The organism is Erythrobacter sp. SCSIO 43205 (assembly GCF_019904235.1).
Classification (GTDB): domain Bacteria; phylum Pseudomonadota; class Alphaproteobacteria; order Sphingomonadales; family Sphingomonadaceae; genus Erythrobacter.
This window is the reverse complement of sequence record NZ_CP063202.1, coordinates 974,430-986,879: the sequence shown is the minus strand read 5'-3', so window position 1 is coordinate 986,879 and position 12,450 is coordinate 974,430. Positions and strand designations below refer to the sequence as shown.

Here is a 12,450-nt window from a genome sequence, read left to right as displayed (position 1 = left end):
CTCACCGCTGATACCAGCGCAGCATGCCCGCTATTCGTCATGTTTTCACTAGCCGCGAAAAATAGTATGCGTCATTTCTGTCTCTGATAGACAAAGGCAGTCCGGCAGCCGGACAATTCAGGAAGTCGAAAGGCCCCTTACAAATGATCAAAAGGGCTCGCAGCTGGCTTGCTAGCCGCCTTGGTCTTCGCAAAGAAGAAGCCAAGGATGGCAGTTGGTGGGAAATCGACTTTATTCTGGTGCTCTTGGCTGGAAGCGTGGTCTGGGGGTTGTATGGTCTTCTAGCCTGAGATCCAACTCACTCTATTCGAGGCGCAGGCTTAAAAAGGCTCTAGCCTGGAAAACCTGACTTATTGTTTTTGGCACTGAGGTAGTCGGCAAGCCCAGAGCCCGACTATTCAGTTTGGTGGTCCCGAACCGGATCAGGGTATTGCCGGGAGCCGCTTATCAAACGAGGGCTGGGTCGAGCAAGGCTGCGCAAGCCGCGAGCACACGTTCCGCGTCTTTGTCGTTGTAAGCGATCACCCAAGGACAACCCAAGGGGTCCGTCAACTTACGGCCTGCGGCATCGCGTAAGCAGACTATTTGGCACCCAGACGAAGGAGGATAACCTTTACAGTCTCAAGGGCCACGAAGATGTCGAGCCAGAACGAATAATTCTTGATGTAATAGAAGTCGTATTGGAGCTTCTTATAGACCTCTGCAGGCGAGGCAACGTGGCCCTGCCGGACCTGAGCCCAGCCCGTGATGCCGGGAAGAATGACATGGCGGTAGGGATAAAAATCGAGTTGCTCTTCGTACCACTTTGAGAGGGCCTCGGTCTCCGGACGTGGGCCGATAAAGCTCATTTCTCCGCGAATAATATTGATGAGCTGGGGCAACTCATCGATCCGGCTGCCTCTCAAAAAGCTCCCGATACGTGTTATGCGCGGATCATTCTCTTGAGTGACATCGCTCTGTCTGCTGGCAGGGCCTTCAGCCGTGCGCATGGTGCGCAATTTTAAAATTGTGAAGGGCTTCCCGCGATAACCAACGCGCGTTTGTCGGAACAGGGCTGGGCCTGGCGAGTCCAGTTTGATAGCCAGGCACGCGGCCGCCAATATGGGTAATGTCACAATGAGGAGTATGGCAGCGATCACACGCTCTGCGACAGATTTCACAAACGCGTAGGACTCATTAGGAGCAAGTGTGCCAAGGGCATTCTCGCTGAGGTGATCAATCTGGACGCGCCCCGTCAAAGATTCGATGATCTGCTTGATATGGAAGACACGCCGCCCATCAAGCGTTGCTTGAACAAGCGCTTTTTCAATGTCAGGGGAGATGTCAGCTCGTAAGTCCGCTATGATTGGTCCTCGTCCATTCAGCAATTGGTCTGCATCGTGGCAAACCTTGTATCCGAAGGGACCAAGTTCTTTGAGGGTAGAGCTGACAGCAGCACTTGGGACGACCAAAAATGGATCGCTTGCTGGACGCCTGATCAACACACTGAATGCAAGGGTGAGGGCATACGCAGAAACGGCCCCGACCCCAAGAATGAGTGCACTATATGGCAAGCGGAAAAAGGTAATTGCAGCAAAAACAAGGCCCCACCCAATAACAAAGCTGGGAGCCAGGCTCGCCGCATTCGCGTTTCCGGGATAATGCCGCATCCTGCGGAAAATGAGCAGGCACGCCGTGTTAGCCAGAAGAGCAAGCAAGATCGATGCATAGTCGCCTGGAGCCAGACTTTGACGAACAGCATAGGCCATGCAAACCTGCAAGCCGGCAGCGGAGAGCAAGATAAGCGGAGCTTGGGTTCGATATCTCTGAAGCGTTGTTGTTGAAGTCAGATTCATCGCTTTTGAGGCATCAAATGTGCTGAAACTACCATGCATTGCGCCTAACCCCGATCATGCTGCACCGCAATAAGAGCTATCAGTATTGTCCCTTAATGCAAGGGTGATTTACGCAGCCGGCCATGGATACAATGTGCATCTTTGCACCATTACATAGCGAGTTTACAAAAAGCGAAACACCACTAAGTCCATTCAAATTGGACTATCATGCCGCCTAATGCTTAAGGGAGCCGAGCTCTCATTATCAGGCCAACCGCCGTCAATTTCCTGATTTTTCGCGCCCTTCGCCGTAGCCATATCCATAGCCATAACCATAGCCGTATCCATAGCCATATTCTGCTGCGCGTTGATCGAGTTTGGTCAGGATAGCCCCGAATACTGTCGCTTGAGAGCCGAGCAGTCTGTCGATCGAGGCCTTAACAGCCTTAGCCTTGATCCGGTCATATTCTATCACATAGAGAACGCCATCAGCAGCTCTGCTTGTTTCGATCGCGTCGGCGAGCGCTAGAACAGGAGCGCTGTCTATAACGATCTGATCATAGATTTCGCCTGCTTCCCTGACGATTTCTGAAAGCCTGCCGCTGGCAAGCAGATCAACAGGATTTGGGATCTTCCGGCCAATCGGCAGAAGGTCAAAGCCAAACTCAGATACCTCCACAATGCCGTCTTTAGTCGCGCGGCCGGGAGAAGTAAGCAATCCAGCAAGTCCATCGCCGACATTTGTCCCAAGCGACAAGGTTTGAGTGACCTTTGAATTGCGTAAATCGGCATCGATCAGCAGGGTCTTTTTCCCAAACTTGGCAAAACTGCCTGCAAGCGCGATAGCAGAAATTGATTTGCCTTCTGCTGGCGCGGTCGAGGTTACCATAAGAACTTTGGGCGCGCCATCAGTTGTAAGGAAGGCAAGGTTTGAGCGAAGCGAGCGATATGCTTCGCTGACTTCTGAACTTTCCTGTCCGAGCTCCTCCAGAACTTCTTCATTGCTCGCCGATGGAATTGATCCGAGCAAAGGAAGACCAATCCGGCTTTGCACATCCTCAGGTGAACGAAGCGTTTGGCTAAGCAATACGCGCAGATAGACTAATGCGGCAGCCAGGACTGCCGCCAGCACTATGCCAATCGCTATATTTTGAACGAGCGATGGGGAAACCGGACGATTGTCTGGGCTGGCGGCATCAATAAGTTTGATATTGTTCTGGCCAGCACCTGATGCTTCCAACTCCTTGAAACGCTGAAGCAGCGCATCATAAAGCGCCCTGTTGGTCTCAACTTCTCGTGAGAGGATCCCATATTGAATACCCTGGGTCTGTTGCCCGAGAAACTGGGATTTTGACCTTTGAAGTTCTGCCCTGAGCTCACGCTCCCTCAAGCTTGCAGAACGCAGCGCGGCTTGTGCCTCACCCCGCAGCGAAGAGGTCTCGCTATCAAGAGCTGCCTGTAAGGCAGCGATTTCTGCCTTCTTTTCCCGGATGGCAGAGAACTCGTCGCCGAAAGTCTCTTGGAGATTGGAAAGTTCAGATTTGGCCTTCGCCAACTCGGCGGTAATCTGAAGGTTCTTCTGCTTTTGAGATAGATCGCCTGCGGCAACGATCGCCTGTGCCTCAATCCGGTCGGTAACCGCTTGTGCCAAAGCTGCATTGAGAGCTTCAAGATCAGTGGCAGCAAGCGATTGGGTAGCGGGCTGACCGTCATCGCCCCCGCGCGGCTCGATAATCAAGATCTCATTGGCATTGGCATATTCGACAAGCTCCGCCTCCGAGCGAGCAAGAACTTCGCGCAGCTCTTCTATTTGGTCGCTCAAAAATTCGCGCGCTTCAATATTTGCCCCAAAACGCTTTTCGTAGTTCGCCGCAATGAATTCATCGGCCCAGAGATTTGCAAGGCGCGCAGAGAGATTAGCGGACGGAGTGGTGAATTGAATATCTACGAGACTAGACTGCGTGATCCCCTCGATAGTGAGGCTATCCTGCAAGATCTGCTCTACGTCGCCCTCATCAAACTCCTCGCCTTCACCAATATCAAAAGCCGAGCGAAACTCGTCATCGCGCGCAAGGTTTCCTGCACTGGTGACGCGCTCGGCCATAAAGCGCGATTCAAGCAGCTCATATTGTGTGTTGAGATATTGCAATTCGGACACATTGCCGACCGCTTCAAGCGGGTCGATATCTGTAATATTTGCTGAAATCTGAGACACCTCAATCCTTGAGCTCGCCGCATACTGAGGGGTCGCAAGCAGCGTTGCGACCACAGCCCCAAGAAGGCAGAGGACAAAAATCCCCAGAAGCCAAAACTTTAAAACGCGAACTTCGAGCCAGTAGCGCTCCAGGTCCAACGCGAAGAAGGCATCATCTTCTTGAATATAACCCGCATCATCGCGCTCAATGCGATCACGAGAAACCAATTCGGATGCCAACTGCCCGCTTCTTCCTGCACTTGGAATATTCATTGCCCGACCCGATCCAGCAGAATTACGGCCGAGGTCACAAGCGGAATGAAGGGCAAAATTCCATCAATGCGGCGCCTTCCAGGCGAATCCCCCACCATCACAATGTCTCCAGGATAAAGCCTTGGATCATCGTAATTGCCACGCTGTATTGCGCCGACATTGTAAAGACCAATGTAGCTCTGCCCATTGACACTACGCATGATGAGAACATCATCCAATTTGGCGTATTGGTCGAGACCTTCAGCCTGGTTGATGACGGTAAGAAGAGTTGGTTTACCTATGGCTGGGTATGAGCCCGGCCTCTTCACCTCACCGCCGACGGAAATCGCCAATGGAGGTAGCTCTGCAGGAAGCACACGCACCTGCGGATCAAGCACGACACGTCCCCGTAGCCCATCAGCGATAATCTGAGCTGCCTCGCTTGGCGACTTTCCGCCAATCGGCACATTTCCAAGGTAGGGGTACTGTATATCTCCCACACCATCTGTGAGAAATTCACCGCCCAGCTCCTCAGCTCCAACCACGGTGATTTCAAGTTTTTCCTGCGGGCCTATAACATATGAAATATCTGCTTGCGGAGCAGGTAGAGTCTCGAGCTGCGTCACCTCTATTTGAGGTGCCGCACCATAGGTGCGATCCACGGCGCAAGCGGAAAGTCCCAATACGATACCACAAGCAAGAATACCCAGCTTGAACCTAGCAACAAATGCGTCCCTCATGCCCAACGCATTAGCGGGTTTGGGAGCTATGCCAAGACCATTTGTCTCAGGAACTTCAGTTCATGTTGCTTCAAGCGCACAAAAGACACACTTAGCGAACAAGCTTGACGAGAAGAGAAAGCCCCTTTTCGAGAGGGAACGCCAAGCCCTTGCCATTCATGGGGAAACGCTTAGTTCGCGAATAGATCACAACTGCCTTGCTTGTGAGAAATAGTGTGAACGGCTCCATCGGATATCGATTATGAGAACACTCATTCGTAAAAATCCCAAGCCCAGTGTACTTGTAACTGGTGGTGCAGGTTATATTGGCAGTCACGCAGTCTTGGCTTTGAAAGATTCTGGCTGGCCAGTCGCGGTGCTTGACAATCTTTCCGCCGGGTTTCGCTCTGCAGTCGCTGACGATGTTCCGTTCTACAATGGCAATGTGGGCGATAAGGATCTGCTCTTGCGCATCTTCGAGGAGCAAATGATTGGCGCAATCATGCATTTTGCAGGCTCGGTCGTTGTGCCTCACAGTGTAGCAAACCCGCTGGCGTATTATCACAATAACACCGTGAATGCCCACATCTTGATAGAAACAGCTGCACGAGCGGGGATACCGCATTTCATCTTCTCTTCTACCGCAGCGGTTTATGGCTCACCACTCGTTGACAGGGTTAGTGAAGAAACGCCCTGTGCGCCAATAAACCCATACGGCTGGTCAAAGCTTATGACCGAACAGATGCTCAAAGATGTATCTTTCGCCGGGGAGATGAACCACTGCGCCCTTCGATATTTTAACGTCGCTGGTGCGGATCCAGATGGCCGCGCAGGTCAGTCTACCGTTGGAGCAACTCACCTTATCAAGGTCGCGATCGAAGCAGCCCTTGGCAAGCGCGATAGTGTGGCAATATTCGGTACTGATTACGACACTTCTGATGGATCAGGGGTGCGCGACTATATTCACGTGACTGATTTGGCAGTCGCTCATGTATTGGCGCTCGAAGCGCTAATTGAACAGCCCGAACAATCGCTCACAATGAACTGCGGCTATGGACGCGGCTTTTCGGTTCTGGAAGTTTTGGATGCGGTCGATCGGGTAACCAACAACAAGCTCGTCAGGATAGCTGATGACCGGCGGGCCGGCGATCCTGCGACCCTTATCGCTGATCCTACAAAGATACGCGAAACTCTCAATTGGAGACCCCAGTTTGATAACTTGGAGACAATTGTGAGGCACGCGCTCAGGTGGGAGCGGAAGCTTTGCGAGAATTGTTAGGATTGCGCGTTATCGGGCATTTGACGTTACTCACCTAGCTGCCCCGATTCAAAGAACTCATCCCATAAGAAGCCAAGGTGGGGGGGGGTATACAACACGAAATTGCGAAACAACCTTTGGCACGGTAGCATTTCTAAATGTTTCCCATTGGAAAAACGCCGGAGGGCTATTGCACGTGCGGGCTAAGCTATGCCCACTCTCCAACATGAGCACGAAGAAAACCAAGCGATCCCACAAGGAAGCCGAGAAGCAGAAGGCGACGCCAGTTCACGAGATGGTGTCGGACTAGCAGGCACGCGAGAAGCTTGAGGTCAATAATGCCGCCATTGTCAGTGCGCGGGCAAATGAGTTGGCCAAGTTCCTTTGGCACCACGAGGGCATAAGCGACGAATCCCTCCATGTTCGGATTGTTCGTGCGAGAGAGCACTCCAACAGCTTGAAGCCTGCGGATGGCATGGAGGGGATGTTGGTGCAGTAAAGGGGCGGCACCCATTTTGCCGCAATCGATTGTCTGCGGCGCGCAGCCTTGCCTAGCTAGGCATTCGAGGCGCGCAATCTTTACCACAAGCATGCGCATAAGATGATGACGCTCTATGCGCGCCAGCTTGGGACCCTCAACAAGCACCGTGGCAAGGGACAGCAGAAGGTCACTGTCGAGCATGTCAAAGTCGAGAAGGGTAGTCAGGCAATCGTCGGCAATGTCGAGACCAGCGGCGGGCGCGAGGCCGATACCGCCAAGCCACTCGAACTCGAGCACAAACCGGACGAGACGGCGCCGTTGGAGAGTCCCCAAAAGGCAAAGACCCGGTCTAGGAATCGCAAGTGACCGGAACCCATCCGCGCAATTTGGGCCCTATGCGGGAAAGCCCGCGCTGCAACGTCAAGACTCGCGAGGGCACGCCATGCCGATCTCCAGCAGTTAGCGGTAAGAAGTGTTGCCGTATGCATGGCGGCGCCAAGGGATCGGGCGCGCCCCTCGGCAATCAGAATGTGCTAAAGCATTGCGAATTTACTCGCGAAGCGAAGGCATTCCGCAAGCGTGTTCTAGGACTGCTCTAGAGCGGCAAGGAAATGCTCGACGATTTCTGAAAGCTTGTACCAGTGACATAGGGGGCCGGCGGCTTGCCAATACGGATGCCAGGTCGATCATCGGGCGAGCCGATGAATTCGATACCGGCGGCTTCAATCGCTGTCCAAATCTTACTAGGTTGGCTCGGGGAACAGCGTTCGCTAGTTCATACCTTGAGATCGTAGCTGTTCCTACGCCGGTTCTATCGGCCAAATCTTGCACCGACCATCCAAGTGCTCCGCGAGCAGCCTTTATCTGCTGCGCGGTCAATCCCGGCTCTTGCATTATCATTTATTTTCCATCAGAAGGGTTGCGTAAAACTTCAACATATCAACTGTGATTGGCGCTCCGAATTCCAGCGCCTCAAGTGGCCTATGCGTTAGCAACAAAGCGCAGTTACTATGCGGATGTCGAGGCTTTCGAGCACTGGTGCGTGGAGAACCGGATAGAGAAGCCCTTCCCAGCCCAAGTTGAAACTGTCTGCCAATTTCTCGAAGACAAGGGTCAGGCCAAAGCTCCATCAACCGTACAGCGGCGACTTTACGCGATCCGCAAGGTGCACCGCCTGCTGCGGCTGCCCAACCCAACCTATGACGAGGATATCAATCTCGCCATGCGCAAGGGCGGATCGCGCTCACGTCGCAGCGCACGGCCGACCTGCTGAGGGAATGGCTCGACTTTCGAGGTCCCGTAATCGAGTGGCTGTTCTGCCCGATCTACCACGGCATGGTGATCGATCGCCGCCTTGAAACAAAAACAGTGAGGCGCGTGATCAAGGAGGCAGCACAGCGCTACGGTCTGCGCGCAGATCAGGTCGCGTCGTTCAGCGGCCACTCAATGCGAGTAGGTGCTGTGCAGGACCTCTTGAAGCGGGTGTTTGATACAGCCGCGATCATGCGCACGGGCAGCTGGAAGTCAGTCAATGTACGAGCCCGCTATCTTGAGAAGGCCGAGCATAGCGTCTGGGTCTGGCCTCAAGCCAAAGACGAGCAATCCGATCTAGAGGCGTGCCGTCTCGACGTTCTCAAGAAACCAGCGATAGGTCTCATCAACGCCCTGCTCGAGACCGATCGCGGGCGCCCAGCCCATGTCCTTCAGCCGACTGACATCCATCAACTTACGCATTGTACCGTCAGGTCTTGATGGATCGGTCACAACCTTGCCTTCGAACCCAGTGACCCGCGCAACGAGCTGCGCCAGTTCGAGGATTGAAATGTCTTCACCGCATCCGACATTAATATGGCTAAGCATAGGCTGCGTCTTTGCCTCGTACTGCTCGCGCGGAAGATCGAGGACGAACAGCGAGGCTGCCGCCATGTCATCAACATGGAGGAACTCGCGTCTTGGTGTTCCGGTGCCCCAGATGACCACTTCATCGCTCCCTTCCTGCGCGGCTTCATGGAACCGACGGATCAGGGCGGGAAGCACATGGCTATTTTCAGGATGGAAATTGTCGCCGGGGCCATAAAGATTGGTCGGCATGACCGAGCGGTAATCGGTGCCGTGCTGGCGGTTATAGCTCTCGCACAGCTTGATTCCGGCAATCTTGGCGATGGCGTAGGGTTCGTTGGTGGATTCAAGGCCGCCCGTCAGCAGCGCATCCTCCGCCATCGGCTGCGGCGCCTCTTTCGGATAAATGCACGATGAGCCGAGGAACAGCAGTCTGGTGATCCCGGCGGCAAAGGCCTGATGGATCACATTCGCTTGGATCATCAAGTTGTCGTAAATGAAGTCCGCCGGATATGTGTTGTTGGCGTGAATACCGCCCACCTTCGCCGCCGCAAGCACAACGGCATCCAACTTTTCGCCGGCAAAGAAGTCCCGCACCGCGCTCTGGTCGGTCAGGTCGAGTTCGGCATGGGTACATGTGACAATTTCGACCGGCTCACCCGATTTCTCGAGTTGGCGCACAATAGCACCGCCCACCATGCCGCGATGGCCTGCGACGTAAACTCTCATAGCGCGGCCCTTAGTTCTCGATGCTGACGGGCAGCTCGAGCCCGTGCTCTTTCATAAGCGCATGACGCTGCGCCTGTTTGAGATCGGCCGCGACCATTTCAGCGCACATCTCTTGTGTGGTGATTTCGGGCTCCCAGCCCAGCTTCTCCTTCGCCTTGGCCGGATCGCCAAGCAGCGTTTCGACCTCTGCGGGGCGGAAATAGCGCGGGTCAATTCGCACGATCACATCGCCAACATCCAGCGCGGGAGCCTTGTCACCCTCGATTGCGGCAATCGTGCCGATTTCTTCGACACCCTCGCCGTTGAATTCCAGAGTGATGCCCAATTCTGCCGCCGACCAGGTGATGAATTCGCGGACGGAGTACTGGACGCCGGTGGCGATCACGAAATCGTCGGGCACATCCTGCTGCAGCATCATCCACTGCATCCGGACATAATCATGCGCATGGCCCCAATCGCGTAGCGCATCTATGTTGCCCATGTAGAGGCAGCTTTCGAGGCCCTGTGCGATGTTTGCGAGGCCGCGCGTGATCTTGCGCGTCACAAATGTCTCACCCCGGCGCGGACTCTCGTGATTAAACAGGATACCGTTGCAGGCATACATGCCATAGGCTTCGCGGTAATTGACCGTGATCCAGTAGGAATAGAGTTTGGCTACCGCATAGGGCGAGCGCGGATAGAACGGCGTCGTCTCGCGTTGCGGAATTTCCTGCACCAAGCCGTACAATTCCGAGGTTGATGCCTGATAGAAGCGGGTTTTCTTCTCGAGCCCGAGAAAGCGGATCGATTCAAGCAGCCGAAGCGTGCCCAGCGCGTCAACATCGGCGGTGTATTCCGGCGATTCAAAGCTGACCGCCACGTGGCTTTGCGCAGCGAGGTTATAGACCTCGTCAGGTTCGACATCCTTGATAATGCGCGTCAGGTTCGACGTGTCGCTCAAGTCACCGTAATGCAGCGTCAACTTGGGATCGGGGTGATGCGGATCCTGGTAAATGTGGTCAATGCGCTGGGTATTGAAGCTCGACGCGCGGCGCTTGATGCCGTGAACCTCGTATCCTTTCGCGAGCAGGAATTCCGCGAGATAGGAACCGTCTTGTCCGGTGACGCCAGTTATAAGGGCACGCTTGGTCATTACGCTGCTATGTCCTTTACACAGAATTGATTGATCTTGCTGAGATTTTTTGCGGCAAGTGTGCCGATACCGCCGACCTTGTTCTTGCGAATGGCGCGGTAGTCCTCGCGGCTTTTCTTGATAATCCGCTCGAGCGAGCGGTTGCTCTCTCCACCTACGCGCATCTTCACCAGCACTTGCGGAACATAGGCGAGCTTGATTTTGCCGATGGCGAGATACCGCAGCATCGCATCGTAATCTGCAGCGATGCTGAAAGAGGTGTCGTAAACACCATGCGCCTGGAACACTTCGCGCTTCAGATACAGTGTCGGATGCGGCGGCATCCAGCCTTGTTTGAGCTTTGCAGGCGTAAATTCTCCCGAACGCCAATGGCGCACGACTTTGGCCGGATTGTCAGCGGCGACATATTGGAGATCGCCATAGGCGCCTTGGACCGATGGATCGGCGAAAGCGTCTGCCACCTTGGCAAGCGCATCTGGCGAGGCGAAGAAATCGTCCGAATGCATCAAGCCGATCACGTCGCCGGTCGCATGGCCGATGCCCCGATTGATGGCATCATAAATTCCGTGATCGGGCTCGCTGACCAGCTTGGTCGAGCCATTGGCGGCCTTGCGCACGACATCGAGGGTGCCGTCATTCGATCCGCCATCCTGCACGACATGCTCCACATCGCCATAGGTCTGCGCCTGTACGCTCTCGATCGCCGCGCCGATCGTCTCGGCGCGGTTAAAGACAGCGGTGACGACAGAGATTTTCATGGCGCGGCTGTTCTTACACCCGCCCCAAGGACGAGTACTGGAACCCTTTGTCGCGCATGTCTTGCGGGTTGTAGATATTGTGCAGGTCGACGAGGACTGGGGCGTTGGCGAGGGCCAATGCTCTCGACCAGCGCATCCAGCCCCGGCTCGTAGATCGGCATGGCGTTCTCGTGCAGACGGTCAATCTTCGACTGATCCTTGTCAATGCACACAACCTCGCACCCAAAATCCGCAAAATACGCTCCAGACACCAGACCAACATAGCCCGAACCAACCATCGCGATCCTCAAGGGCTCAATTCCTGTTCTTGGGTCGCTTGGATCAGCGACCAGTGATTTCCGACAAACGCTTTTCGAAATAGGCAATCGTCTTGGCGAGCCCTTCTTCAAGCTGGACTTTCGGCTCCCAATCGAGCCCTTCCTGCGCCTTGCTGATGTCCGGCTTGCGCTGCTTGGGATCGTCCGAAGGCAGATCGAGGAAAGTCAGTTTCGACGTCGATCCGGTCATCTCGATGACTTTCTCGGCTAGTTCCTTGATCGTAAACTCGCCCGGATTGCCGAGGTTGATTGGACCGGTCACATCCGCGCCGGTCTCCATCAGCCGCAGGAAGCCTTCGACCAGATCGTCGCAATAGCAGAACGAGCGGCTCTGCGAGCCGTCGCCATAGACGGTGATGTCCTCACCCTGTAGAGCCTGCACGATAAAGTTCGACACCACGCGGCCATCAGCATGGTGCATGCGCGGGCCGTAGGTGTTGAAGATGCGCGCGACCTTGATCTCGAGACCGTGCTGGCGGTGATAATCGAAGAACAACGTCTCGGCGCAACGCTTACCCTCGTCATAACAGGACCGCTCGCCAATCGGGTTGACGTTGCCCCAGTAATCCTCGGTCTGGGGATGGACGTGCGGATCACCATAAACCTCGCTGGTCGAGGCTTGGAAAATCTTGCACTTCAACCGCTTCGCAAGGCCGAGCATGTTGATCGCGCCGTGCACGCTCGTCTTGGTCGTTGCGACCGGATCGTGCTGGTAATGGATTGGCGAGGCTGGGCAGGCGAGGTTGTAGATCTCGTCGACCTCGACATAGAGCGGCAGCGTCACGTCATGGCGCATGAATTCGAAGCGCGGCTCGTCATGCAGGTGATCGATATTGCGCTTCGTGCCGGTGAACAGGTTGTCGATGCACAGCACTTCGTGGCCTTGCGCGATCAAGCGGTCGATCAGGTGCGAGCCGAGAAAACCCGCCCCGCCCGTCACCAATATCCGTTTCCGGG

13 protein-coding genes and 2 pseudogenes are annotated in these 12,450 nt (G+C 54.8%); 6 read left to right on the top strand and 9 right to left on the bottom strand.

Going from position 1 to position 12,450, the window contains the following annotated elements:
- Positions 1-143 precede the first annotated feature (143 nt).
- Positions 144-290: a hypothetical protein gene (locus INR77_RS04640; RefSeq protein WP_223072766.1), complete on the top strand. Its 147-nt coding sequence runs from the start codon at positions 144-146 to the stop codon at positions 288-290.
- A gap of 291 nt (positions 291-581) precedes the next feature.
- Here the strand turns inward: INR77_RS04640 and INR77_RS04635 are convergent, their stop codons facing one another.
- From INR77_RS04635 to INR77_RS04625, 3 genes are all read right to left on the bottom strand, one after another.
- On the bottom strand, positions 582-1,748 hold the full coding sequence (locus INR77_RS04635) for a sugar transferase (RefSeq protein ID WP_223072765.1): 1,167 nt from the start codon (positions 1,746-1,748) through the stop codon (positions 582-584).
- A gap of 346 nt (positions 1,749-2,094) precedes the next feature.
- Entirely contained in the window at positions 2,095-4,281 is a 2,187-nt protein-coding gene (locus tag INR77_RS04630) for a polysaccharide biosynthesis tyrosine autokinase (RefSeq protein ID WP_223072764.1), read from the bottom strand.
- On the bottom strand, positions 4,278-5,000 hold the full coding sequence (locus tag INR77_RS04625; protein ID WP_223072763.1) for a polysaccharide biosynthesis/export family protein: 723 nt from the start codon (positions 4,998-5,000) through the stop codon (positions 4,278-4,280). The genes INR77_RS04630 and INR77_RS04625 overlap by 4 nt, the downstream gene beginning before the upstream one ends.
- 241 nt (positions 5,001-5,241) lie before the next feature.
- Here INR77_RS04625 and galE point away from each other — a divergent pair, with 241 nt between their 5' ends.
- The 3 genes from galE to INR77_RS16030 all read left to right on the top strand — a co-directional run bounded on the left by galE (position 5,242) and on the right by INR77_RS16030 (position 7,317).
- Complete coding sequence (gene galE, locus INR77_RS04620) at positions 5,242-6,258, top strand: UDP-glucose 4-epimerase GalE (RefSeq protein ID WP_223072762.1); 1,017 nt, start codon at positions 5,242-5,244, stop codon at positions 6,256-6,258.
- A 580-nt stretch (positions 6,259-6,838) separates the two neighbouring features.
- Positions 6,839-7,084, top strand: coding sequence for a hypothetical protein (locus tag INR77_RS04615; RefSeq protein ID WP_223072760.1), 246 nt, complete (start codon positions 6,839-6,841; stop codon positions 7,082-7,084).
- 29 nt (positions 7,085-7,113) lie between these two features.
- On the top strand, positions 7,114-7,317 hold the full coding sequence (locus INR77_RS16030) for an HGGxSTG domain-containing protein (protein ID WP_370632315.1): 204 nt from the start codon (positions 7,114-7,116) through the stop codon (positions 7,315-7,317).
- On the opposite strand, the gene INR77_RS16025 is transcribed toward INR77_RS16030, so the two are convergent.
- Positions 7,268-7,612 carry a helix-turn-helix transcriptional regulator gene (locus INR77_RS16025; RefSeq protein WP_223072758.1) on the bottom strand — a complete coding sequence of 115 codons (345 nt, stop codon included), beginning with the start codon at positions 7,610-7,612 and terminating at the stop codon, positions 7,268-7,270. The genes INR77_RS16030 and INR77_RS16025 overlap by 50 nt on opposite strands.
- An 82-nt stretch (positions 7,613-7,694) precedes the next feature.
- On the opposite strand from INR77_RS16025, the gene INR77_RS04605 reads away from it, so the two are divergent.
- Together INR77_RS04605 and INR77_RS16020 are read left to right on the top strand one after the other, a co-directional pair.
- Positions 7,695-7,991 (top strand): site-specific integrase, encoded by a 297-nt coding sequence (locus INR77_RS04605; protein WP_223072757.1) that lies wholly within the window; start codon positions 7,695-7,697, stop codon positions 7,989-7,991.
- A pseudogene (locus INR77_RS16020) lies at positions 7,955-8,218 on the top strand (hypothetical protein); the annotation flags it as partial. The gene INR77_RS04605 and the pseudogene INR77_RS16020, both read left to right, overlap by 37 nt.
- A gap of 108 nt (positions 8,219-8,326) precedes the next feature.
- Here INR77_RS16020 and INR77_RS04595 read toward each other — a convergent pair.
- The 5 genes and pseudogenes from INR77_RS04595 to INR77_RS04575 all read right to left on the bottom strand — a co-directional run bounded on the left by INR77_RS04595 (position 8,327) and on the right by INR77_RS04575 (position 12,433).
- Positions 8,327-9,286 carry a GDP-L-fucose synthase gene (locus tag INR77_RS04595; protein WP_223072756.1) on the bottom strand — a complete coding sequence of 320 codons (960 nt, stop codon included), beginning with the start codon at positions 9,284-9,286 and terminating at the stop codon, positions 8,327-8,329.
- A gap of 10 nt (positions 9,287-9,296) precedes the next feature.
- On the bottom strand, positions 9,297-10,418 hold the full coding sequence (gene gmd, locus INR77_RS04590) for a GDP-mannose 4,6-dehydratase (RefSeq protein ID WP_223072755.1): 1,122 nt from the start codon (positions 10,416-10,418) through the stop codon (positions 9,297-9,299).
- Positions 10,418-11,176: a glycosyltransferase family 2 protein gene (locus INR77_RS04585; protein ID WP_223072754.1), complete on the bottom strand. Its 759-nt coding sequence runs from the start codon at positions 11,174-11,176 to the stop codon at positions 10,418-10,420. The genes gmd and INR77_RS04585 overlap by 1 nt, the downstream gene beginning before the upstream one ends.
- Positions 11,177-11,295: 119 nt before the next feature.
- Positions 11,296-11,466, bottom strand: a pseudogene (locus INR77_RS04580) (NAD-binding protein); the annotation flags it as partial.
- Between the two features lie 31 nt (positions 11,467-11,497).
- Complete coding sequence (locus tag INR77_RS04575) at positions 11,498-12,433, bottom strand: UDP-glucuronic acid decarboxylase family protein (RefSeq protein ID WP_255573937.1); 936 nt, start codon at positions 12,431-12,433, stop codon at positions 11,498-11,500.
- Between the last annotated feature and the right edge of the window lie 17 nt (positions 12,434-12,450).

What these genes read in the sequence shown, in the direction of transcription:
- INR77_RS04640 (WP_223072766.1), top strand. Translation starts at nt 144, where the DNA reads ATGATCAAAAGGGCTCGCAGCTGGCTTGCTAGCCGCCTTGGTCTTCGC.
- INR77_RS04635 (WP_223072765.1), bottom strand. Translation starts at nt 1,748, where the DNA reads ATGGCCTATGCTGTTCGTCAAAGTCTGGCTCCAGGCGACTATGCATCG.
- INR77_RS04630 (WP_223072764.1), bottom strand. Translation starts at nt 4,281, where the DNA reads ATGAATATTCCAAGTGCAGGAAGAAGCGGGCAGTTGGCATCCGAATTG.
- INR77_RS04625 (WP_223072763.1), bottom strand. Translation starts at nt 5,000, where the DNA reads ATGAGGGACGCATTTGTTGCTAGGTTCAAGCTGGGTATTCTTGCTTGT.
- galE (WP_223072762.1), top strand. Translation starts at nt 5,242, where the DNA reads ATGAGAACACTCATTCGTAAAAATCCCAAGCCCAGTGTACTTGTAACT.
- INR77_RS04615 (WP_223072760.1), top strand. Translation starts at nt 6,839, where the DNA reads ATGATGACGCTCTATGCGCGCCAGCTTGGGACCCTCAACAAGCACCGT.
- INR77_RS16030 (WP_370632315.1), top strand. Translation starts at nt 7,114, where the DNA reads ATGCGGGAAAGCCCGCGCTGCAACGTCAAGACTCGCGAGGGCACGCCA.
- INR77_RS16025 (WP_223072758.1), bottom strand. Translation starts at nt 7,612, where the DNA reads ATGCAAGAGCCGGGATTGACCGCGCAGCAGATAAAGGCTGCTCGCGGA.
- INR77_RS04595 (WP_223072756.1), bottom strand. Translation starts at nt 9,286, where the DNA reads ATGAGAGTTTACGTCGCAGGCCATCGCGGCATGGTGGGCGGTGCTATT.
- gmd (WP_223072755.1), bottom strand. Translation starts at nt 10,418, where the DNA reads ATGACCAAGCGTGCCCTTATAACTGGCGTCACCGGACAAGACGGTTCC.
- INR77_RS04585 (WP_223072754.1), bottom strand. Translation starts at nt 11,176, where the DNA reads ATGAAAATCTCTGTCGTCACCGCTGTCTTTAACCGCGCCGAGACGATC.